We start from the raw sequence: 22029 nt of genomic DNA, 5'->3' as shown, positions 1-22029 counted from the left end.
CGAGGTCTCCGAACGGAAAGGAAGCTTGATCGCTACCGATCCTCGGGGCCTCGACCCGCCCCACCCCGTCACCACGCGGCCCCGCACATCACCCACCCCCACCTAAAGTCCGAAGAGCCACTAAGGCTCTTCGGACTTTAGGTGGGGGTGGTGGGGTCGAGGCCGCCGGCGATGAGGAGCATGCGGAGTCGGTAGTTGTCGTAGTTGCGGAAGCCGCGGGCGACGCGGCGGGCGAGTTCGATGAGGCCGTTCACGGCCTCGGTGCCGCCGTTGGATGACCGGTCGGTATCCCAGTAGGACAGGAACGCGGCCCGCCACTGACGCAGGGTGCGGCCGAGTCGGGCGATCTCGGGGATCGGGCAGGTCGGGAGCGATTCGAGCACGTGCTCGGCGATCTTGCGCCCGGTGGCGAGGTCGGCATGCCGGTAGGCGTCGCGGAGTTGCTGCGCGGCCTGCCAGGCGACGTCGACCTCGACGTGCTCCTCGCGCTGCGTGAACGCGGCATCGAGCCGGGCCTTCTGCCGGTCGGTGAGTCGTTCCTGCCCGGCGCGGAGGATGTTGCGGATCCCGTAGAGCGCATCACCTCTGCGTCCGCGGTGCCCGAGGGTGTCTTGCTGGACGCGGCGGCGGACCTCATCGACCGCGGTGGTGCCGAGCTTGACGACGTGGAACGCGTCGAGCACCGCGACGGTATCGTCGAGCTCGTCGTCGAGGGCCTTCTTGTAGCCGGCGAACGGGTCCAGCGTCGCGACCTGCACCCCGTCGCGGAACTCCTGCCCGCGCTCTTGCAGCCAGTCGGCGTAGGCCTTCGCGCTGCGCCCGGGCACGAGGTCCAGCAGGCGGGCCCTCACCCGCCCGGACGCATCGCGCGACAGGTCGACCATCCCGGTCAGTTCCTTCGGACCCCGCCCGCCATCGGCGACGGGTCTGGTGGACACGTGGTGCCAGAGGTGCTCGTCGACGCCGAGCGTGGTGACCCCGTCGAAGCGGGACCCGTCCGCGGCGCGCGTCTCGAGCACCGGCCTGACGTGTCGCCAGACCGTGCGCCACGACACCCCGAGCTGGCGGGCGACGCCCTGCACCGACGCGTTCTCCCTCCGCATCTGCCCCACCGCCCAGATCACCGCTCGGGCCGTGAGCTTGGCGCGAGGCGCGGCGACCAGAGCGTTCTGCTCGGTGAACGACTCCCTCGGGCACGCCTCATCAGCGCACCGGAACCTGCGCTTGCGCCACCGGACCCGCACCGCAGCGGCGCTCATCGGCGCATCGACCAGCACGAGCGCCTTCCGGCCCCGCGACTCGGCGACCTGCCCGCACCCCGGGCACCCGACCGGCCCCGGCGGGGACTCGACGTCGATCAGGAGCACGCCGTCGCGGCAGCGCTCGACAGCCACCACGTGCAGCCCGCCGAGGCCGACGAGCACATCGCAGCGATCACAGTAGACAGCAGAAGACGGGCACGCAGCGGCGCACCCCGTAGCATCGGGCACGGGTCGAGGTCTCCGAACGGAAAGGAAGCTTGGTCGCTACCGATCCTCGGGGCCTCGACCCGCCCCACCCCGTCACCACGCGGCCCCGCACATCACCCACCCCCACCTAAAGTCCGAAGAGCCCGATGTCCACCTGGTGGTCGCAACTGAGGCGGCCCCAACGGGGGAATTGTCCACCGCGAAGGTCTCCAAGCACGGGTGGACCTGTCCGATTCAGGCGGGGTCAGTGAAGGAGACGGCCTTGCCCGCGGCGCGGGCATAGGCGATCTCCCGACCCGCGGACTCCCCGATGTACCCGCCGGGGTTGACCACGAGGACGCGATCAGCGAGATCGATCTTGCGTAGGTGCAGAGCGTCGAGCACGGTCTTCTGCTCGACCGAAACGACGCCCTCCGCTTCGCCCGGCGCGAGGACGATCACTCCAGAGAGCGTCAGGTCGCGGTTCACATCGCGCATCTGCGGAAGGAACCGCGCAGAACCGCAGATGCACACGATCTCCGGCCGATCGACACTGATTCGCTCGACATCGTCCGAGCGAATCAGTGTGCCCTGGTGATAACGGATCATCGGAACGGCGCCGCTGACGTCCCACAGCGAGGCATGTCTGCTGCTGCCGGCTCCCCCGGTGATGCGGTACGTGACCAAGACCAGTGAAAGCGATACCTCGTTGAACGACCACTCATCGGTCTCGGGCGCCACGCGCTCGTGCTCCGACTCGAGAGCGGCGATCGTCGCGCTCCTCGTCCAGCGTCGACCCGAGCGTCCGATCTCGACGAACTCGGGATGCAGGAGCTCGCGCACTCGATCCGGGTCGCGACGGACCTCACTGTCGAGGAGTGCCAATTCCGCAGCCTTGACGGCGTCGAACCGGTCGCCGGTCTCCCACACGGCTATCGCAGCATCCGCGCGTCGGTGATCAACGGGGCGTGAGGATCGATCTGTTCGACGCCGTCGAAACGGAACCCGTTGCGGAGATAGAACGCCGTCGCGCGCGGATTCTCTTTGGCCACCCACAGCATCGCCGGACCATCCCCCAGCGCCTCGTCCAGCAGCGCCTGGCCGATCCCCGTCCCGTAGTGCGCAGCCAGAACGTAGATCGCGTAGAGGAGACGCTCACGAGGTGCCTTCTCGCCATTGACACCCTCACCCGGACCTACCCAAGCGAACCCGACGATCTCGCCACCGGCCTCGGCTATTCGAACGAGCATGTCGTCACGCGGGTGCGTCAGAACGTGCTGCCACATCCGGTGACGACCCGCGACGTACTCCTCCGAGAAGTAGTCCTCGGGGAGCAGATCGGAGTACGCCTCCTTCCACGTCGCGACGTAAACATCGGCGATCGCGGACGCCTCTCCTGAGCGCGGCTCCCTGATCATGAATGCCATCCGCCAATACTCTCAGAGCTCGCGGCGCCCGGTCGAAATGTCCAGATGGACACACCGTGGACATTTCGTTTGCGAAATGGACAACTCTGACCGGAACCTACAACTACCCAAAGTCCCCCGGCGCCATGTCCGTGAACCGGGAGAAGTGGCCCTGGAAGGCCACCGTCACGGTGTCGGTCGGGCCGTTGCGGTGCTTGGCGACGATCAGGTCGGCCTCGCCGGCGCGGGGGCTGTCTTTCTCGTAGGCGGCTTCGCGGTGCAGCAGGATCACCATGTCGGCGTCCTGCTCGATCGAGCCCGACTCGCGCAGATCGCTGATCGCGGGCTTCTTGTCGGCGCGCTGCTCGGGACCACGGTTCAGCTGCGACAGCGCGATGACCGGCACCTGCAGCTCTTTCGCGAGCAGCTTGAGCGCGCGCGAGAACTCCGAGACCTCCTGCTGGCGGCTCTCGACGCGCTTGCCCGACGTCATCAGCTGCAGGTAGTCGAGCACGACCATCTGGAGACCCACGCGCTGCTTGAGCTTGCGGCACTTCGCGCGGATCTCGACGAGCGTCATGTTCGGCGAGTCGTCAATGTACAGCGGAGCGTCGTTGATGCGCCCGCGGGTCGACGCGATCGTCGTCCAGTCGCGCGAGTCGAGCGACCCCTTGCGCATCGACTGCAGGGGCACGGCGCCCTCGGCGCTCATGAGGCGCATCGCGATCTCGCTGCGCCCCATCTCGAGCGAGAAGAAGATCGTCGGACGGTTGTGCTTGATCGCCGCGGCCCGCGCGAAATCGAGCGCGAGCGTCGACTTACCCATCGCGGGGCGCGCGGCGACGACGATCATCTGCCCCGGATGCAGACCGTTCGTCAGCTGGTCGAGGCCGGCGAAGCCGGTCGGGATGCCCGTCATCTGACCGTCGCGGCCCCGCGCCGCCTCGATCTCCTCGATCGCCGCGCCCACGGCGACCTCGAGGGCGACATAGTCTTCGGCCTGCTCGGCGCCGGTCACCGAGTAGATCTCGGCCTGCGCATTGTTGACGAGGTCGAGCGCCTCGCCCTGACCGTTGTACCCCATTTGCACGATGCGGGTACCAGCCTCGACGAGTCGCCGCAGCAGCGCACGCTCACGCACGATCGATGCGTAGTAGGCGGAGTTCGCCGCCGTCGGCACGATGGAGGTGAGCGAGTGCAGGTAATCGGCACCGCCGGCACGCATGAGATCGCCGGTCTTGATCAACTCGTCGGTGACGGCGACGACGTCGGTCGGCTCGCCGTGCGAATAGAGGCTCAGGATGGCCTCGAAGATGAGCTCGTGCTTGGGCACGTAGAAGTCGGTGCCGCGGATCGACTCGACGACGTCGGCGACCGCATCGGCGGACAGCAGCATGCCTCCGAGCGTCGACTGCTCGGCCAGCAGATCGTGCGGCGGCGTGCGCTCGTTGCGTCGGTCGGGAGAACCGCCCAGACGGTCGTCAGAGATGTCAGCGATCGACATGCAGCGCCTCTCTTCACGTGTCCCCCGGCCCCGCTCGCCGGGCCACAGGCCACGCTAAGGACGACCTCCGACACTCGCAAACCACCCTGTGGATAACTGTGTGGAGAATCTGCGCGAAACGCCGCCGCGCATGTGGACAAGGGTTGTGGAAAACGCCCGAGATATATCCTCAGACCGACTATTTAAGCGATCTCGACCAGGGCTTTCCTTCTTCACACCCTGTGGATGCACAATGTGGTTGAAGTGTGGGTTGAAGGTTTTGTGTGCATCACCGAGTTGGGGACAACCCTGCGGAAAACTCCCCGAACGATCGGGGAGTTTGTCAATACCCTGTGAGCGTCAGTTCTCGCGCGCGGTGAAGCCGTCGCCGGCGGCGTCGGAGCCCTCGCCGCCCGTCGTCTCGTCCACGCCGGCCGCCGTCGTCACCGGCTCGTCGGCGGTCGCCGGCGGCAGCACGGAGGCCATCAGCGGCGTCGACACGCGCTGCGTGAAGAACTCGATCAGCGGCCCGGTGAAGAACGCGGTCACGATCGTGCCGATACCGATCGCCCCGTGGAAGACGACCGCCAGAATCAGGAACACCACATCCTGCGCCGTGCGGACGACGCGGTACTTCGCGCCCGAGGCATCCACGATCATCGGTGCCAGCGCATCGTACGGGCCGTGCCCAGCGCAGCGGTCATGTACAGCGACGCCCCGAGCGCGAACACGCAGATGCCGACGACGAAGAGGACCATCGTCACGACCGGCGCCGGGTCATCCGGCACGAGCTCAGCAGCTGATAGCTGCCGAGATCCCACCCGATCAAGTTGCTGATGCCGATGTTCGCGGCCGTGTACGGGTCGACGCCGACGTTGATCGCCTTCAGCAGCCCGCTGCCGAGACCGATCACCAGCACGCCGATGACCACCCAGACCAGCCGCGCGACGAACTTCCCCGGCGTCGTTCCCGAATCTGCCACGGTGGCTTCCCTGGTCTGCATTATGGCGGAACGGGCGAGCCCGTCGCGAGAGGCCCCGCGACGACACCGATAGAACAGGATGCCGGAGACGACGGATGCCGCGACCCGCGCCCCTGCGAGAGGGGGAGGGCCGCGGCATCCGTGCCGGCGGCGAAGGGTTACTTCGCGGCGACCACCTGCAGGGTGATCACGGCAGTCAGGTCGTCACGCAGGCGAACGGTCGCCTCGTGCTCGCCCGTGGCCTTGATCGGCGCGGTGATGTGGATCTTGCGCTTGTCGAGCTCGCCGAGACCGGCGGCCTTGACGGCGTCGGCCACGTCGGCGGTCTTGACGGCGCCGAAGAGGCGGCCTTCCTTGCCGGCCTTGACCGACAGCTTGACCTTGTCCGACTCGAGGGCGTCCTTGAGCGCGACGGCCTCTTCGTGGTCGTGGATCGCGCGGGCGTCACGGGCGGCACGGATGGATGCCACCTGCTTCTCGCCACCACGGGTCCAGGCCACGGCGAAGCCCTGGGGGATGAGGTAGTTGCGGGCGTACCCGTTCTTGACCTCGATGACGTCACCGGCGCTTCCGAGCCCGGCAACCTCGTTCGTGAGAATCAGCTTTGCCATGATGGGTGCTCCTTAGCGGCCAGGGCCGGCGTAAGGCAGGAGCGCCATTTCGCGCGCGTTCTTGATCGCCTTGGCGATCAGACGCTGCTCCTGCACCGAGACACCGGTGATACGACGGGCGCGGATCTTGCCGCGCTCCGAGATGAACTTGCGAAGCGTCGCGACATCCTTGTAGTCGATGACGCCGACGCGGATCGCCTTCGCGGGAGCGGCGTTCTTCGCGCCCTTCCGCGGCTTGCGGCGATCGCCGGTAGCCTTTCCAGCCATTGTTTTTCCTTAGCGTTGTGTGGATGCCGAGGCATCCGAGATCTGTACGGTTTCCGAGCCGCGCGTGCGGATCAGAACGGCGTGTCGTCGCCGTAGGAGCCCGGAGCCGACCAGGCATCCGGAGCGGCGGAACCAGGGGTCGCCCACGGCTCCTCCTGCTGCACCTGCGGGCGCGCCTGCTGACCGCCGCCACCGCCGCCACCGCTCGAGGCGGCGCGGGTGACCTGGGCCGTCGCGTACCGCAGCGACGGGCCGATCTCGTCGACCTCCAGCTCGATCGCGGTGCGGTTCTGGCCCTCACGGTCCTGGTAGCTGCGCTGGCGCAGACGACCGGTCGCGACGACGCGCATCCCCTTCGTGAGGGAACCTGCGACGTGCTCGGCGAAGTCGCGCCAGACCGACGCGCGGAGGAACAGCGCTTCGCCGTCCTTCCACTCGTTCGCCTGACGGTCGAACGTGCGGGGCGTCGACGCGATCGTGAAGTTCGCGACGGGCAGGCCGTTCTGCGTGTACCGCAGCTCGGGGTCTGCCGTGAGGTTGCCCACGACGGTGATGAAGGTTTCGCCGGCCATCGTCCGTTACGCCTTCGCTGCCTTGCGGGCGGCCTTGGCCTCGGCGCGCTCCTTCTCGGCGGCGACCTGAGCGATCGCCTCCTCGGCGCGGAGCACCTTGGTGCGCATGATCTGCTCGTTCAGCTTGAGCTGACGGTCGAGCTCCTGCGTGGCCTCGCTCGTGGCGGTGAAGTTGACGACGGCGTAGATGCCCTCGTTCTTCTTCTGGATCTCGTATGCCAGGCGGCGCTTGCCCCAGACGACGACGTTCTCGATCGTGCCACCGTCACCGGTGATCACCTTGAGGAATCCGTCGAGCTTGGGGGCGACCTGACGCTCGTCGATCTCGGGGTCGAGGATGACCATGAGCTCGTACTGGTATGAGTGCGTCACTAACCCACCTCCTTCGGACTAGAACGGATGCCGGGCATTTCCCGGCATCAGGAGGGTTGATGCACGTGCCCGCCGCGCACGCCGGAGGGGCGCAGACAGACGGACAACCACAACAGTCTAGCGGATGCGGCGCCCGCGGCGGAGCGCCGGGCGCAGGAGGCGGCCAAGAACACGGAGCGAGGCCGCCTGCACCACTGAATATCGCGGAGAGCCCACGGTATTCGCGCTTTCCCTGGCGGGCTGTTCCTTCGCCGCACCGACGCTGCCCGAGCGCGACGGCGCCATCACGCAGGCCGACGACAATGCCGACGTGTTCGAGCTGCAGGTCGGCGATTGCGTGAACTCGTCGGCGGTCACCTCCGACGAAGTCGACCGACTTCCCGTCGTGCCGTGCAGCGACCCGCACGAAGACGGGGTCTACGCCGTCAGCGACGTCCCGTCGACGACATTCCCGGGCCAAGACGAGGTGATCGCCCAAGCCGATGCGATCTACGAGGCGGCGTTCTAGTGGATTCATCCCGTCCCTACCGATCCGCGCTGCGCAGCGCCCAGGCGGCGCAGACTCGCCATCGCGTGCTCGACGCCGCCGCCCGACTGTTCGCGACCCGCGGCTACCACGCCACGACGTTCGCCGCGATCGCCGCCGAAGCCGGCATCTCTGCCGAGACGGTGAAGGTCGGTGGCAGCAAGTCCGCGCTGCTGATCGCCGCCTTCGAGATGAGGTTCGCCGGCACCGAGTCGGCCCCTTCGCTCACCGACACCGGGGCGGGGGCCGGGTTGATGGACCTGCCCGACGACGTCGTGCTCGACGCGATCGTCGAGCGCATCGTCGCCGCCAACGCGCGTGCCTACGCACTGTGGACGGTCCTGCTGGGCGCCGCGGGAGCGGACGAACTGGTCGCCGGCGCGCTCGAGGAGATGCTCGCCCGGCGCAGAGCGGATTACCGCCGACTCGTCGCCGAGCTCGCTCGGCGGAGCGTCATCCCGGCTCAGGGAGACCCCGACGCGTTGGCCGACGAGCTGTCCTTCCTCATGTCGCCGGAGGGATACCAGCAGCTCGTCGCCCAGAGCGGATGGCAGCCCGACCGGTACCGGCGCTGGATCGGCGACCAGGTGATCGCGCGGGCTCAGCCGGCGGCGCGCTGACCGCGGGGTCGCCCCGCGACCCGCATCACGGAGACAGGAGAAATCACGAAGGCAGGACGTTTGCTCCGGCATCCGTCCTGCCTCGGTGATTTCTCCTGCGTCGGTGAGGGGGTGGATGCCTGGGCAACAGCCCCGACCCCAGCCCTCAGCCCCGCTGGGCCTGCTCCGCCCGCCAGGCCTCGCGGCGCTCGGCCTGCAGCGTCGGATCGGGGACGGGGAGCGAGGCGATGAGCCGGCGCGTGTAGTCGTCGTGCGGGTTGCCGAGCACCTCGGCGGTCGGTCCCTCCTCGGCGATCCGGCCCTGGTGCAGCACGATCACGCGGTGCGCGAGCATGTCGACGACGGCCAGGTCGTGCGTGATGAACAGCGTCGCGAACCCGAACCGGTCCTGCAGCTCGGCGAAGAGGTCGAGCACCCGCGCCTGCACCGACACGTCGAGGGCGCTCGTCGGCTCGTCGGCGACGAGCAGCTTCGGGTCGAGCGCCAGCGCACGCGCGAGCGACGCGCGCTGACGCTGCCCGCCCGACAGCTCGTGCGGGAAGCGGTCGCCATACGCTTTCGGCAGCTGCACCGCCTCGAGCAGCTCGTCGACCTTGTCCCGCGCGTCGGCCGCGCTCCGTGCCCCGCCGTGCACGATCAGCGGCTCGGCGACGCACTGCGCGATCGTCAGGAGCGGGTTGAAGCTCGTCGCCGGGTCTTGGAAGACGAATCCGAGGTCTTTGCGGCGTCGCCGGAACTGCCGCTCCCGCACCCCGTTCATCTCGGTGTCGAGCACCCGCAGCGACCCGCCGGCAACGGGCGTGAGGCCCGCGATCGCCCGCCCGATCGTCGTCTTGCCGGAGCCCGACTCGCCGACGAGCCCCAGCACCTCGCCGGGTCGGATCGACAAGTCGATGCCCTGCACGGCGCGGAACGTCGGGCTGCCGAGCCGGCCGGGATACTCGATCACGAGACCCTTCGCCTCGACGACCGGCGTCGCCGTGGCATCCGCCGATGCGGGCAGCGGCCGGTCGACCAGCTGCACGCGCGGCACGGCGGCGAGCAGGCGCTTCGTGTACTCGTGCTGCGGCGCGGCGAACAGCTCGACGACGGGCGCCGTCTCGACGACCTCGCCGTTCAGCATGACCGCGACGCGGTCGGCGAGATCGGCGACGACGCCCATGTTGTGCGTGATGAGCACGATCGCCGTGCCGGTCTCGTCGCGAAGACGCCGCAGCAGGTGGAGGATCTCGGCCTGCACGGTGACATCGAGCGCGGTCGTCGGCTCGTCGGCCAGCAGCACCGACGGGCCGAGGGCGAGTGCCATCGCGATGACGATCCGCTGCTTCTGACCGCCGGAGAACTGGTGCGGGTAGTCGTCGACCCGCCGCGCGGGCTCGGGGATGCCGACCCGCTCGAGCATCTCGATCGCCTTCGCCCGCGCCTGCTTCTTCGAGTACGCGCCGTGCGCCCGCAGACCCTCGGCGAGCTGCCAGCCGACGGTGAACACGGGGTTCAGCGCCGTCGAGGGCTCCTGGAAGATCATCGCGGCCTTCGTACCGCGGATCTCGCGCAGCCGCTCGCCCGACAGCCCGACGACCTCGGTCCCGTCGAGGATCACCGCGCCGCGCGTCGTCGCCGTCTCGGGCAGGAGCCCGAGGATCGACCGCGCGGTCACCGTCTTGCCGCTGCCCGATTCGCCGACGATCGCGAGCACCTCGCCCGGCCGCACGTCGAGCGAGACGTCCCGCACCGCGTGCACGTCGCCGCCGTCGATCGAGAAGGTGACGTCGAGATCGCGGATCTCGACGGCGAGGCCGCTGCCTGCATCCGGGGCCATCACTGCACCTCTCCCATGAACTCCTGCGCGGTCGGCTGGTGCGCCGCCACCGCGTCGGCGGGGGTCTGCGACGCCTTCGACCGGCGCCGCGCGCGCAGCCGCGGATCGGCGAGGTCATTGAGGCTCTCACCGATCAGCGTGATGCCGAGGATCGTCAGCACGATCGCGATGCCGGGCGGGATCGCCGTCCACCAGATGCCCGCCGCGACGTCGGAGGTCGACTTGTTGAGATCGAACCCCCACTCGGCCGCGACGGTCGGCTGGATGCCGAAGCCGAGGAAGCCGAGCGCGGCGAGCGTCGCGATCGCCTCGGAGGCGTTGAGCGTCACGATGAGCGGCAGCGTGCGGGTGGAGTTGCGCAGCACGTGCCGGAACATGATGCGCGGCGTGGATGCCCCGATCACGCGCGCCGACTCGACGAACGCCTCGCTCTTGACCCGCACGACCTCAGCGCGGACGACGCGGAAGTACTGCGGGATGAAGACGACCGTGATGGATGCCGCGGCCGCCATGATCCCGGGCCAGAGGCCCGACTGGCCGTTGTTGATGGCGATGGCCACGACGATCGCGAGCAGCAGGGTCGGGAACGCGTAGATGGCATCCGCCACGACGACCACCACGCGGTCGACCCAGCCGCCGAGGTACCCCGAGACGAGACCGAGCACGATGCCGAGGACGACCGACATCGCGATCGCGACGACGACCACCATGAGCGCGGTCTGCGCACCCCAGATGACGCGCGAGAGCACGTCGTACCCGCCGACGGTCGTGCCGAGCGGATGCGCCGCGCTCGGCGGCTGCTGCGCGCCGAAGTTGGCGCCGTCGGCGCCGCTCAGCTGGCTGTAGCTGTAGGGCGCGATCCACGGGGCGAGGAGCGCGCACAGCAGGAAGATCCCGGTGAGCACGAGGCCCGCCACGAGCATGCCGCGCTGCAGACCCACGCTCTGGCGCAGCTGATGGATGACGGGGAGCCGCTCGAGCCTCGAGCGGTCGATCAGGCGGCGTTGCGCCATGTCAGTACCTCACTCGCGGGTCGATGAAGGCGGCGATGACATCCACCGCGAAGTTGGTGAGGGCGACGATGATCGCGATCATCGCGACGATGCCCTGCACCGCCACGAAGTCGCGCGCGGAGAGGTAGGCCGCGAGCTGGAAGCCGAGGCCCTTCCACTCGAACGTCGTCTCGGTGAGCACCGCGCCGCCGAGCATCAGCGCGATCTGCAGGCCGATCACGGTGATGATCGGGATGAGCGCGGGCTTGTAGGCGTGCGTGCGCACGAGGCGCCGCTCCCGCACACCCCGCGAACGCGCCGCGTCGATGTAGGGCATGTTGTAGGTGCCGATGACGTTCGTGCGCACGAGGCGCAGGAAGATGCCCGCGGTCAGCAGGCCCAGCGTCAGCGCGGGCAGGACCGCGTGCGAGAGGACATCCCACACGTAGTTCGGGTTGCCGCTGGCGATCGCGTCGATGAGATAGATGCCCGTGCCGCCGCCCCCGCGGTTCAGCGCGATCTCGGTGCGGGCGCTCGCCCGTCCCGACACCGGCAGCCAGCCGAGCCACACCGAGAAGACGAGCTTGGCGACGAGGCCCGCGAAGAAGACGGGCGTCGCGTAGAAGAGGATGGCGCTCACGCGCAGGATCGCGTCGGGCCACCGGTCGCGGAGCGCCGCGGCGACCATGCCGAGCGGGATGCCGACGATGAAGGCGACGACGAGCGAGTACACGACCAGCTCGAAAGTGGCCAGGCCGTAGGTCGCGATCACCTGCACGACCGGCTGCTTGTCGGTGATCGTGGTGCCGAAGTCGAAGCGGGCGATCTGCCCGAGGTACTCCAGGTACTGCACGAAGATGGGGCGGTCGTAGCCCGCTTCGTGGATGCGCTCGGCGAGCTGATCGGCCGGCAGGCGCCCGCCGAGGGCGGCGGTGATCGGGTCGCCCGTCATGCGGATGAGGAAGAACACCAGCGTGACGAGGATCAGGACGGTGGGGACGATCAGCAGGAAGCGGAGCAGGATGTAGCGCCAGAGCTGGCCGCCGCTGCCGGGACGGCGGCGCGGCACCTCCATGGCGGGAGGCGGCTCGGCGACGAGGGCCGCCGCGGCATCGGTGGTCATGGGTGTTTACCTTACGTGCGACAGGGCGCGTCGACTCGCCGGGCGATGCCCGCTCGGCGACCGGGGGTGGACCCCACCGGTCGCCGAGCGAGCGAGTCGATACGCGGTGTTACTTCGTGATCGGCGCGAAGCGCAGCTTGAACGACGCGTCGAGCGTCACCCCGCTGACATCCGCTCCGGTCACGGCCACCTGTGCGCCCTGCAGCAGCGGCACCGTCGAGAGGTCGCCGGCGACGAGCTCCTGGATCTTCTCGATCTCCGCGGTCCGCTTCGCGGCATCCGGCTCGACCGCCTGCTGGAGGATCAGGTCGTTGACCTCCGGGTTGACGTAGTGGTTGCCGAGGAAGTTCTTCTCGAGGAAGAACGGCGTCAGGTAGTTGTCGGCGTCGGAGTAGTCCGGGAACCAGCCGAGCTGGTACGCGGGGTACACGTCGGCGGTGCGGTCCTTGGAGTACTGCACCCACTCGGTCGACTGCAGGTCGACGGTGAACAGGCCGTCCTTCTCCAGCTGCGACTTGACGAGCGCGTACTCGTCACCCGACGAGGGGCCGTAGTGGTCGGGGCTGTACTGCAGGCTGAGCTTGACGGGCGTCGTGACACCGGCGGCCTCGAGCGTGGCCTTCGCCTTCGCGGCATCCGGCGCGCCGTTGCCGTCGCCGTACAGGCCCTTCAGCGCGTCAGTCGCACCGGTGAAGCCCTCGGGCACGTAGGAGTAGAGCGGGGTGTAGGTGCCCTTGTAGACCTGGTCGCTGATCGCCTCGCGGTCGACGAGGTCGGCGACGGCCTGGCGGACGGCGAGCGCCTTGGCCGGGTCGGCCTCGGCGGTGGTCGCGCCGTACGGCTGCGTGTTGAAGTTGAAGACGATGTAGCGGATCTCGCCGCCGGGGCCGTCGACGACCTTCACGTCGTCGTTGCCCTTCAGGTCGTCGACGTCGGTGGCCTACAGGCTGCGGTAGGCCACGTCGATGTCACCCTGCTGCACGGCGAGCTTCAGGTTCGACGACTCGGCGAAGTAGCTGAGGATGACGCCGGCGTTGACGGGCGCCGCGAGCAGGCCCTGGTAGTTCTCGTTCGGCGTGAACTCGACCGACTTGTTGAAGTCCCACGAGGTGATCTTGTACGGGCCGCCGAACGCGTCGGCATCCACGATGTCCTGGTCGGGGGTGACCGCGTCGGCGGAGAAGACCTCTTCGTCGACGATCGCGCCCGGGAAGCTCGTCAGGATGAACGGGAACACCTGGTCGTTGTCGGTCTTCAGCTTGAAGACGACGGTGGTGTCGTCGGGGGTCTCGACGCTGTCGAGGTTGTACAGCAGGCTCGAGGCGCCGTTCGGGTCGGCGATCTTGATGTTGCGGTCGAAGGAGAACTTCACGTCGGAGCTCGTCAGGTCGTGGCCGTTCGACCACTTGAGCCCGGCGGGGAGCTTCACCGTGTACTCGTTCGGCGCGGTGAACTCGGCCGACTCGGCGAGGTCGGGCACGACCTCGGTGGAGTTGTAGTCGGTGTTCACCAGGTACGGAAAGACCTGGGTCTGCACGGCGAGCGAACCGTTGTCGTACGAACCGGCCGGGTCGAGCGTCGTGACCTTGTCGGTGGTGCCGACGATCAGCGCCTCACCCGACGCGTCGCCGGTCTGGTCCGATGAACCGCCGCCGGCGCAGCCGGCGAGGAGGAGGGTCGCGACGCCGAGCGCCGACGCGGCGCCCAGAAGGCGCACGCGCGTGGAGTGATGCAGTGCCATACCTGTTACCTCTGCTGTGTGAAGACGACCGCGACGGGACGCGCGATCCGTTCCGGCTATCTTTCACCCGGCGCCCCCGACTTGCGTGCCGCAACGGCGTTTTGTAACGAGACCGAAACCGTGACGGATGTCATGAGGGGGACGTGACGCGCGTGTGAGGCATCCGCTTCCACTCTGCGAGAGCGTCGAGGTATGGATCAGAACCAGGGACTGCTCGCGGTGGATGCCGTGGGGCTGCGCAAGAGCTTCGGCGGCGTCCGCGCCGTCGACGGCGTCGATCTGTCGATACGACCCGGCGAGATCGTCGCCTTCCTAGGTGTACTGACCCAGATCGTTGTTGACGTAGGAGAGACCTCCGGGGTCGAGTTGGAGCTGTCTAAGTTCTTCAGCTCAAACGCACGGAGGTCTCTCTTGTCTCACGCTAATGCCCGGCTGACTCCGGCCGGCCGGTTGATCATGGTTCAGCGCATCCAGTCGGGGCGTGCGGTCGCGCATGTTGCCGCGGAAATGGGGATCTCCCGCACGACCGCGTGGCGGTGGTGGCGCAGGTTCCGGGAGTGCGGCCCGGCGGGCCTGATCGATCGTTCCAGCGTCGCCCGCTCCCACCCTCGCCAGACCAAAGCGTGCGTGGAGGCGAGGGTGCGGATCATGCGGCACCTCACTCGGCGTGGGCCGGTGTTCATCGCTGACAAGCTCGGCTTGCAGGCCTCAACGGTCGGTAGGGTGTTGCGCCGCCACCACGTGCCGTTGCTGCGGGAGCTGGACCCGGTCACGGGGTCCGTGATCCGCGCGACCCGCCGATCCGCGCAGCGTTACGAGCATGATCATCCCGGGTCCCTGATCCACGTTGATGTGAAGAAACTCGGCCGTATCCCCGACGGCGGCGGATGGCGTCTGCATGGCCGCGGGCAACGTCCTGCGCGCAAGCGGGGCCTGGGTTACGACTACGTGCACACCGTCATCGACGACCATTCCCGAGTTGCTTACGCGGAGATCCACGACGACGAGAAAGGCACCACCGCGGCGGGCGTCCTCGACCGCGCGATCGCGTTCTACGCGCGCCTCGGCGTCACAGTCGAACGCGTCATCAGCGACAACGCGTTCGCTTACCGCCACTCGGCCGCGTTCAAGGCCGTGGTCGACGCGCACGGCATCCGACAGCGGTTCATCAAACCGCACTGCCCCTGGACCAACGGGAAAGTCGAACGCCTCAACCGCACCCTCGCCACCGAGTGGGCCTACGCCCGCCCCTGGAGCTCGAACGACGACCGAAAAGCAGGGTTGACGACCTGGCTCGACTACTACAACCTAGACAGGCACCACCTCGGCATCGGAGGCAAAACCCCCATCGACCGAATCAACAACGGTCGAGGTCAGTACACCTAGGACCGAACGGCGCGGGCAAGACGACCACGATCGACATGCTGCTCGGCCTGTCTGAACCGGACGGCGGTCGCGTCGCCGTGTTCGGGCAGTCGCCGCGCGCCGCGATCGCGCACGGACTCGTGTCGGCGGTGCTCCAGACCGGAGGGCTGCTGAAGGACATCACCGTGCGCGAGACGCTCGCGCTGACCGGGAGCATGTTCGCTGACACGCGCCCGACCGACGAGGTCATGCAGCGCGCCGGCGTCACGGACATCGCCGAGCGCCTCGTCGGCGTGTGCTCGGGCGGTCAGCAGCGGCGGGAACGGGCTCGCCGGACTGCGGGAGCGCGTGACGGCGGCGGGCGGCGTGCTGTCGGTCGGGCGAAGCGATCTCGGCGGGGCGCGACTGCGGGTGCGATTGTGACTGGCGGCGCCCTCGGCGGCATCCGGCTGCTCATCGGCGCCCTCGGCGGCATCCGGCTGCTCATCGCGGACGATCAGGCGCTCGTGCGGGGCGCCCTCTCGGCACTCCTCGGTCTCGAGAGGGACATCGAGGTGGTCGCCGAGGTCGGGCGAGGCGATGAGGTCGTGGATGCTGCGCGCGCGGCGCTCCCCGATGTCGCCCTCGTCGACATCGAGATGCCGGGCATCGACGGCATCCAGGCCGCGGCGGAATTGCGCACCGCCGTGCCGACGTGTCGGGTCATCATCGTGACGACGTTCGGCCGTCCGGGCTCTCTCAAACGCGCGATGCAGGCGGGCGCCGCCGGCTTCGTCGTGAAGGACACCCCCGCCGCGCAGCTCGCCGACGCCGTGCGCCGCGTCGCGCAGGGGCTGCGCGTCGTCGACCCCGCCCTCGGCCGCAACCGCGCCGACGCCGCCCGCATCGCCGATGAGAACGGGTGGCTCTGACGGCTCGCTCCGTCCTCACGGAGGCAGGTGACGCGTGCCGCCGTCAGTCGGCGCCGGTGGGGGATGCCAGGCCGAAGGCCTCGAGCTCGGCGGCATCCAGCATCCTGCTGCGGATGAGGAACCGCAGGCCCGTCGGGCCCTCCACGCTGAACCCCGCCCCGCGGCCGGGCACGACGTCGATCGTGAGGTGGGTGTACTTCCAGTGCTCGAACTGCGACGCCGACATGTACACCTCGATCGGGTCGTCGAGACCCGCGTCGATCGTGCCGAGGAGCACGTCGGAGGGCCCCGTCAGGAACATCCCGACGGGGTAGCACATGGGGGCGCTGCCGTCGCAGCATCCCCCCGACTGGTGGAACATGAGCGGGCCGTGCTGCGCCGTCAGTTGGCGCAGCAGGGCCGCCGCGTCTGGTGTCACGGCGACCCTGCTGGTGGGGGAGTGCATCTCAGAAGAAGCCCATCGCGCCTTCGGCGTACGACACCAGCAGGTTCTTCGTCTGCTGGTAGTGGTCGAGCATTTTCAGGTGGTTCTCACGCCCGATGCCCGACTGCTTGTAGCCGCCGAACGCCGCGTGCGCGGGGTACTGGTGGTAAGTGTTCGTCCAGACGCGGCCGGCCTCGATGCCGCGACCCGCGCGGTACATCGTGTCGGCGGAGCGGCTCCAGACGCCCGCACCCAGGCCGTACGGGGTGTCGTTGGCCGTCGAGATCGCGTCGTCGAACCCGTCGAAGGACGTCACCGAGACGACCGGCCCGAAGATCTCCTCCTGGAAGATGCGCATCGAGTTCTGCCCCTCGAAGACCGTCGGCGCGACGTAGTAGCCGCCCGACAGCTCGCCGCCGAGGTCGACCCGCTCGCCGCCGGCGAGGAGCTTCGCACCCTCCGCCTTGCCGATCTCGATGTAGCTGAGGATCTTCTCCAGCTGGTCGTTGGATGCCTGGGCGCCGATCATCGTCGCCGGGTCGAGCGGGTTCCCCTGCACGATCTTGCCGACGCGGTCGAGGCCGTCGGCGAGGAAGCCGTCGTAGATCGAGCGCTGGATGAGTGCGCGGCTCGGGCAGGTGCAGACCTCGCCCTGGTCGAAGGCGAAGAACGAGAAGCCCTCGAGCGCCTTGTCGTAGTACGAGTCCTTCTGGCGTGCGACGTCCTCGAAGAAGATGTTCGCGCTCTTGCCGCCGAGCTCGAGCGTCACCGGGATGAGGTTCTGCGACGCGTACTGCATGATGAGGCGGCCCGTCGTCGTCTCGCCGGTGAACGCGACCTTGCGGATGCCCTTGTGCTGCGCGAGCGGGGCGCCCGCCTCGATGCCGAAGCCGTTGACGATGTTCACGACGCCCGCCGGCAGCAGGTCGCCGATGATCTCGAAGAGGAACAGGATGGATGCCGGGGTCTGCTCGGCGGGCTTCAGGACGACGCAGTTGCCCGCGGCGAGCGCCGGGGCGAGCTTCCACGTGGCCATGAGGATCGGGAAGTTCCACGGGATGATCTGGCCGACGACGCCCAGCGGCTCGTGGAAGTGGTAAGCGACGGTGTTCTCGTCGATCTGGCTGAGCGTGCCCTCCTGGGCACGCAGCACGCCGGCGAAGTAGCGGAAGTGGTCGATCGCGAGCGGGATGTCGGCGGCGAGCGTCTCGCGGACGGGCTTGCCGTTCTCCCACGTCTCGGCGACGGCGATCTTCTCGAGGTTCGCCTCCATGCGGTCGGCGATCTTGTTGAGGATGTTGGCGCGCTCGGCGGGCGTGGTCTTCTTCCACGACTCGAACGCCTTCCAGGCGACATCCACCGCGCGGTCGATGTCCTCGACGGTGCCGCGGCCGACCTCGGTGAATGGCTTTCCGGTCACGGGGGTGATGTTCTCGAAGTAGCCGCCCTTGAGGGGCTCGACGAACTCGCCGCCGATGTAGTGGCCGTACCGGGGGCGGTAGTCGGCGACGGCGCCCCGCTGGCCGGGTGCCGCATAGACGCTCGAGACGCCCTCTTCGACGATGGTCATGCTGTCTCCTTCGACGCTCATGATCTGCGGCATCCCTTGCCGCGGTTCGGATGCCGGGGACACTACGCCGCGCAACGTTGCATTCCGTTGCGGGGTGGGGCGGGCCGTCATCAGGCGTCGGATCGGTGGTGCTGGTGTTGCCTACGGCGGCTTTTCTGGCAACACGAGCACCACCGGTCCGACGACTCGCGACGGCGCCCGGCGGGGGCGCGACTCAGAAGGCGGCGTCGACGGCGGCGGTCAGGTGAGTGAACCTCGGATCGGATGCCAGGTCGTCGAGCAGCACTGCCCGGCCCTCGCCGTCGGCGAGCGGGATCTGCCAGTTCGGGTACTCGGTGTCGGTGCCGGGCTGGTTCTGCGTGCGGCGCTCGCCCACGGCATCCACGAGGGCCACCCCGATCAGCTGCGACGGGGTCTGCGTGTTGAGGGCGTACAGCGCCTCGATGACCTCGGCCTCGGTCGGCGCATCGCCGATCAGCCCGCGCTGCCGGAGCAGGTCGAGCATGGCGGTGCGCTCGGCGTCCGCGTCGGCGAGCTCCTCCTCGACGGGGCGGGTCAGCAGGCCCAGCCGGGCGCGGAGCGCCACGTGCTCGTCGGCGAGGTACCCGGCGGTCGGCGGCAGGTCGTGCGTGTTCACGGTCGCCAGGACCGACCGGCGGTACTGCTCGGGCGGACGGAAGCCGTCGCCCTCGCGCTCGAACCACAGCACGCTGGTTCCGAGAATCCCCCGATCGGACAGGTAATCGCGCACCCCTGGCTCGACGTTGCCGAGATCCTCGCCGATGAGCACCGCCCCGGCGCGCTGCGCCTCGAGCATCAGCACCCCGATCATCGCCTCGTGGTCGTAGCGCACGTAGGTGCCGGCGGCGGGTGAGAGGCCCTCGGGAATCCACCACAGCCGGAACAGCCCGATCACGTGATCGATCCGCAGCGCTCCGGCGTGCCGCAGGAGCGTCCGGATCATGTCGCGCAGCGGCGCATACCCGCTCGCGGCGAGCGCGGCGGGCAGCCACGGCGGCTGATTCCAGGTCTGCCCCTGCTGGTTGTACATGTCGGGCGGCGCGCCCACGGCCATCCCCTGCGCGTACATGGGGCGGAGCGACCAAGCATCCGACCCCTGCGGATGCACACCCACGGCGAGATCGTGCATGACGCCGATGGGCATGCCGGATGCCTGGGCTGCGGCCTGCGCGCGTTCGAGCTGCTGATCGCAGATCCACTGCAGCCACACGTGGAACCGCACCCGATCGGCGAGCTGAGCGCGGAGCGCCTCGACGAGCGGCGAGTCGATGTCCCACGCCTCGGCGGGCCGCTCGGCGCCCTCGTAGTGCTCTTCGAGCGCGCACCAGAGGGCGAAGTCCTGCAGCGGCTGCCCCTCGCCCGCGGCGAACGCGTCGAGCTCGGCCTGCCGGCCGGCGCTCAGCGGCACGACGAAGATCGCTTCGAGCGCGACGCGCTTGGCCGCCCATACGGCGTCGCGGTCGATCCGGGTCGGGTCGTCGTTGGACGCGGCGACCGGCGTGCGCGCCGCCTCGACGACGGCGCGCTCGGTGGGGGTCAGGTAGGCGACCTCGCGGATGTCTTCGGGGCGCACGTACAGCGGTGCGATAAACCGGCGCGACGCGGGCCGGTACGGCGACGGCTCGATCGGGCTCGTGACATCGGCGGCGTGCACGGGGTTCACGAGCAGGAAGTCGGCACCCTCCCGCCCGGCGATCGCGGCGAGGTCGCCCAGGTCGGCGAAATCGCCCATGCCCCACGAGGCATGCGAGCGGACCGAGTACAACTGCGCCATGAGTCCCCACCCGCGGGAGCGGCCGCGGCGCGTCGGCGGGTCGGGCATGCGCTCGGGGGTGACGACCAGGCCTGCGTGGGCGGCCGCCGTCTCCTCCGCGGAGCCGAACGGCGTGAGGAAGGCGTGCACGGTGTGCCACCCGAGGGGGAAGTCGCCCGGCAGCGGCACCTCGATGCGCCACACGGTCACGCCGTCGACCTCTCGCGCGACGGGCTGCTGGTTCGGGATCGGCAGGTCGCGCCACGAGCCGTCCTCGAGGGCGACGACGAGGCGCACATCGTGCCCGTCGGGCACGTGCACCGGCAGCGGGCGGGCGCCGGGGCGCGAGACGAACGAGGGCGGCAGGAGCGCCCGCCACGGCGCGATGTCGGCCTCGGCGAGAGCGGCCGCGACCGCGGCATCCGTGCTCGTGTCGACGTGCATCGCGGTCAGCACCGCGCGCAGCGTCGGCGCGGGCACCTGCACGCGGTCGCCGAAGAACGACCAGTACTCCGTCGCGATGCCGTGCGCCTCGGCGAGCCGGGCGAGGTCGGGGGTGGGGCTGTCATCGGTCATGGATGCCTCCGTCCCCGCCATCATGCCAGGAACCGCCGCGTCGCGGCACGGGCGCGGGCCGGAAATAGTCGCGCCTCAGGCCTCGAGCTTCTCCAGGCGGGCGACGAGTCCGGCGCGGCGCGGCGAGCGCGCGGGCAGCATCTCGAGGGCGAGCCGCAGCACTTCCGCATCGTCCTGGCCGTCGGCGGTGTCGGCGTAGGCGAGGAGCACGTCGACGGATGCCTCGGTGAGGAGCGCCTCGCGCAGCGCCTGGCGCACCGACTCGCGGAACTCCTCGACGCCGGGCGCGGTCGAGTCCGGCAGCACCGGCCCGCGGTACGCCGAGAGGGCGACGCGGTGCGCGCCCCGGTCGAGCAGCGAGATGACCTGGTGCGCGTCGGTGTCGAGCTCGGCCTGCAGCCGGTACGGGCGCGAGGAGGGCACGAGGTGCGGGGCCGTCCGCTCGAGCACCTTCCGCAGCCGCACCATCTCGGGCCGGAGCGTGCCGTCACCGCCCCCCGGTCCGTAGACGAGCTCGGTGAGGCGATCGGCGGAGAGGCCCTGGCGATGGATCGCGAGCAGCAGCAGGATCTCGGCGTGCCGACCCGACAGCTCGGCGATCGTCTCGCCGCCCGCGCCGGTCACCTCCAGCAGTCCCCGATCGCGTCCGAGCACGCGCAGGGTCGCCGTCTCGGGCGCGCGCGGGGCCCGCGTCGCTCGTCGCGCGCCGCCGCGACGCACCGGGATCGGCGCCGCCGTCGCGGCGGCCCGAGCGCGCAGGCGCGCGACGAGCAGCTCGCCCTCGATCGCCCTCGCCGTGGCATCCACCAACAGCTGCGCCTGCGGCGTCGCCGCCTCGGCGTCGCCCGTCACGTCGATGACGCCGAGCAGGCGCCGGGTCTCGGGATCGTGCACCGGCGCCGCCGTGCACGACCACGGAGCGACGTGCCGGTTGAAATGTTCGGCGCCGTGGATCTGCACCGACCGCCCGAGGGCGACGGCGGTGCCGGGCGCGGACGTGCCGACGACCGCCTCCGACCAGTTCGCCCCGGCGACGAAGCCCATGGCGCCGGTCAGGTCGCGCACGCGCCGATCGCCCTCGACCCAGAGCAGCCGCCCCTCGGCGTCGCCGACGGCGACCACGACGCCCGCGTCGGCCTCGGGGTCGCCCCCGGGCAGCAGCAGGGCGCGGATCATGTCGATCGCGCCGGCGAGCGGATGCGCGCTGCGGTAGGCCTCGAGCTCCTCGGACGTGAGGTCGAGCGGTGGCGTGCCGTCGGGTCCGACGAGGTGGGCCAACGAACGGCGCCACGAGTCCTGCACGAGCCCGCGCACCTGCCGCAGCCGCGGGTCGGCGTCATTCCCGCCGACGAACTCGTCGTGTGCGCGCTCGATCAGCAGGCGCGATGTCTCGGGCGAGACCTCGCGCCGCGACGACCATGGCGAGGGCACGGCGCCTCCGATCGGC

The 22029-nt window shown here is 69.4% G+C and carries 22 protein-coding genes and 2 pseudogenes; 5 read left to right on the top strand and 19 right to left on the bottom strand.

What is annotated here, in order from left to right:
- Positions 1–137: 137 nt before the first annotated feature.
- The 11 genes from FHX68_RS09205 to rpsF form a co-directional block, all read right to left on the bottom strand.
- Complete coding sequence (locus tag FHX68_RS09205) at positions 138–1490, bottom strand: ISL3 family transposase (RefSeq protein WP_425325858.1); 1353 nt, start codon at positions 1488–1490, stop codon at positions 138–140.
- A 213-nt stretch (positions 1491–1703) separates the two neighbouring features.
- Positions 1704–2378, bottom strand: coding sequence for a nuclear transport factor 2 family protein (locus tag FHX68_RS16360; protein WP_211345078.1), 675 nt, complete (start codon positions 2376–2378; stop codon positions 1704–1706).
- Positions 2379–2380: 2 nt separating this feature from the next.
- Entirely contained in the window at positions 2381–2875 is a 495-nt protein-coding gene (locus FHX68_RS09195) for a GNAT family N-acetyltransferase (RefSeq protein ID WP_141381360.1), read from the bottom strand.
- A 103-nt stretch (positions 2876–2978) separates the two neighbouring features.
- Positions 2979–4358 carry a replicative DNA helicase gene (gene dnaB / locus FHX68_RS09190; protein ID WP_141381361.1) on the bottom strand — a complete coding sequence of 460 codons (1380 nt, stop codon included), beginning with the start codon at positions 4356–4358 and terminating at the stop codon, positions 2979–2981.
- A gap of 339 nt (positions 4359–4697) precedes the next feature.
- Entirely contained in the window at positions 4698–4997 is a 300-nt protein-coding gene (locus tag FHX68_RS09185; protein WP_141381362.1) for a DUF6198 family protein, read from the bottom strand.
- On the bottom strand, positions 4994–5125 hold the full coding sequence (locus FHX68_RS16150; protein ID WP_280525033.1) for a hypothetical protein: 132 nt from the start codon (positions 5123–5125) through the stop codon (positions 4994–4996). The genes FHX68_RS09185 and FHX68_RS16150 overlap by 4 nt, the downstream gene beginning before the upstream one ends.
- On the bottom strand, positions 5098–5319 hold the full coding sequence (locus FHX68_RS09180; RefSeq protein WP_141381363.1) for a DUF6198 family protein: 222 nt from the start codon (positions 5317–5319) through the stop codon (positions 5098–5100). The genes FHX68_RS16150 and FHX68_RS09180 overlap by 28 nt, the downstream gene beginning before the upstream one ends.
- Before the next feature lie 158 nt (positions 5320–5477).
- Entirely contained in the window at positions 5478–5930 is a 453-nt protein-coding gene (rplI, locus tag FHX68_RS09175; protein ID WP_141381364.1) for a 50S ribosomal protein L9, read from the bottom strand.
- Positions 5931–5942: 12 nt separating this feature from the next.
- A complete protein-coding gene (gene rpsR, locus FHX68_RS09170) occupies positions 5943–6197 on the bottom strand; it encodes a 30S ribosomal protein S18 (protein ID WP_141381365.1) in 255 nt (84 codons plus the stop codon).
- Positions 6198–6268: 71 nt separating this feature from the next.
- Entirely contained in the window at positions 6269–6769 is a 501-nt protein-coding gene (locus FHX68_RS09165; protein WP_141381366.1) for a single-stranded DNA-binding protein, read from the bottom strand.
- A 6-nt stretch (positions 6770–6775) separates the two neighbouring features.
- Positions 6776–7114 carry a 30S ribosomal protein S6 gene (gene rpsF / locus FHX68_RS09160; protein ID WP_373288721.1) on the bottom strand — a complete coding sequence of 113 codons (339 nt, stop codon included), beginning with the start codon at positions 7112–7114 and terminating at the stop codon, positions 6776–6778.
- A gap of 151 nt (positions 7115–7265) precedes the next feature.
- Here rpsF and FHX68_RS09155 point away from each other — a divergent pair, with 151 nt between their 5' ends.
- Both FHX68_RS09155 and FHX68_RS09150 read left to right on the top strand, forming a co-directional pair.
- The gene (locus FHX68_RS09155; protein ID WP_141381368.1) at positions 7266–7649 is read left to right on the top strand and encodes a hypothetical protein; all 384 of its coding nucleotides are present in this window, start codon (positions 7266–7268) and stop codon (positions 7647–7649) included.
- A 65-nt stretch (positions 7650–7714) separates the two neighbouring features.
- The gene (locus tag FHX68_RS09150; RefSeq protein WP_229661635.1) at positions 7715–8287 is read left to right on the top strand and encodes a TetR/AcrR family transcriptional regulator; all 573 of its coding nucleotides are present in this window, start codon (positions 7715–7717) and stop codon (positions 8285–8287) included.
- Positions 8288–8432: 145 nt separating this feature from the next.
- Here FHX68_RS09150 and FHX68_RS09145 read toward each other — a convergent pair whose 3' ends face one another.
- The 4 genes and pseudogenes from FHX68_RS09145 to FHX68_RS09130 all read right to left on the bottom strand — a co-directional run bounded on the left by FHX68_RS09145 (position 8433) and on the right by FHX68_RS09130 (position 13962).
- Positions 8433–10106 carry an ABC transporter ATP-binding protein gene (locus FHX68_RS09145; RefSeq protein WP_141381370.1) on the bottom strand — a complete coding sequence of 558 codons (1674 nt, stop codon included), beginning with the start codon at positions 10104–10106 and terminating at the stop codon, positions 8433–8435.
- Positions 10106–11119, bottom strand: a complete 1014-nt coding sequence (locus FHX68_RS09140; RefSeq protein WP_141381371.1) for an ABC transporter permease — start codon at positions 11117–11119, stop codon at positions 10106–10108. The genes FHX68_RS09145 and FHX68_RS09140 overlap by 1 nt, the downstream gene beginning before the upstream one ends.
- 1 nt (position 11120) lies before the next feature.
- Positions 11121–12221 (bottom strand): ABC transporter permease, encoded by a 1101-nt coding sequence (locus FHX68_RS09135; protein WP_141381372.1) that lies wholly within the window; start codon positions 12219–12221, stop codon positions 11121–11123.
- A 109-nt stretch (positions 12222–12330) separates the two neighbouring features.
- Positions 12331–13962: pseudogene (locus FHX68_RS09130) on the bottom strand (ABC transporter substrate-binding protein).
- A 411-nt stretch (positions 13963–14373) separates the two neighbouring features.
- Between FHX68_RS09130 and FHX68_RS09125 the strand changes: the two are divergent.
- The 3 genes and pseudogenes from FHX68_RS09125 (at position 14374) to FHX68_RS09110 (ending at position 16238) form a co-directional block, all read left to right on the top strand.
- Positions 14374–15348 carry an IS481 family transposase gene (locus FHX68_RS09125; protein ID WP_141920038.1) on the top strand — a complete coding sequence of 325 codons (975 nt, stop codon included), beginning with the start codon at positions 14374–14376 and terminating at the stop codon, positions 15346–15348.
- Positions 15345–15653: pseudogene (locus tag FHX68_RS09120) on the top strand (ATP-binding cassette domain-containing protein); the annotation flags it as partial. The gene FHX68_RS09125 and the pseudogene FHX68_RS09120, both read left to right, overlap by 4 nt.
- Before the next feature lie 93 nt (positions 15654–15746).
- The gene (locus FHX68_RS09110) at positions 15747–16238 is read left to right on the top strand and encodes a response regulator (RefSeq protein WP_425325864.1); all 492 of its coding nucleotides are present in this window, start codon (positions 15747–15749) and stop codon (positions 16236–16238) included.
- Between the two features lie 43 nt (positions 16239–16281).
- Here FHX68_RS09110 and FHX68_RS09105 read toward each other — a convergent pair whose 3' ends face one another.
- The 4 genes from FHX68_RS09105 to FHX68_RS09090 all read right to left on the bottom strand — a co-directional run bounded on the left by FHX68_RS09105 (position 16282) and on the right by FHX68_RS09090 (position 22013).
- Entirely contained in the window at positions 16282–16683 is a 402-nt protein-coding gene (locus FHX68_RS09105) for a DUF779 domain-containing protein (RefSeq protein ID WP_141379431.1), read from the bottom strand.
- A 1-nt stretch (position 16684) separates the two neighbouring features.
- Positions 16685–18232: an acetaldehyde dehydrogenase ExaC gene (gene exaC / locus FHX68_RS09100; RefSeq protein ID WP_141920174.1), complete on the bottom strand. Its 1548-nt coding sequence runs from the start codon at positions 18230–18232 to the stop codon at positions 16685–16687.
- A 214-nt stretch (positions 18233–18446) separates the two neighbouring features.
- A complete protein-coding gene (gene malQ / locus FHX68_RS09095; RefSeq protein ID WP_141379427.1) occupies positions 18447–20582 on the bottom strand; it encodes a 4-alpha-glucanotransferase in 2136 nt (711 codons plus the stop codon).
- Between the two features lie 75 nt (positions 20583–20657).
- Positions 20658–22013 (bottom strand): helix-turn-helix domain-containing protein, encoded by a 1356-nt coding sequence (locus FHX68_RS09090; protein WP_141920172.1) that lies wholly within the window; start codon positions 22011–22013, stop codon positions 20658–20660.
- Positions 22014–22029 lie beyond the last annotated feature (16 nt).

This window comes from Microbacterium lacticum (genome assembly GCF_006716815.1).
Taxonomy (GTDB): domain Bacteria; phylum Actinomycetota; class Actinomycetes; order Actinomycetales; family Microbacteriaceae; genus Microbacterium; species Microbacterium lacticum.
The sequence above is the reverse complement of the archived record's forward strand: the minus strand, read 5'-3'. Positions and strand labels throughout refer to the sequence as shown.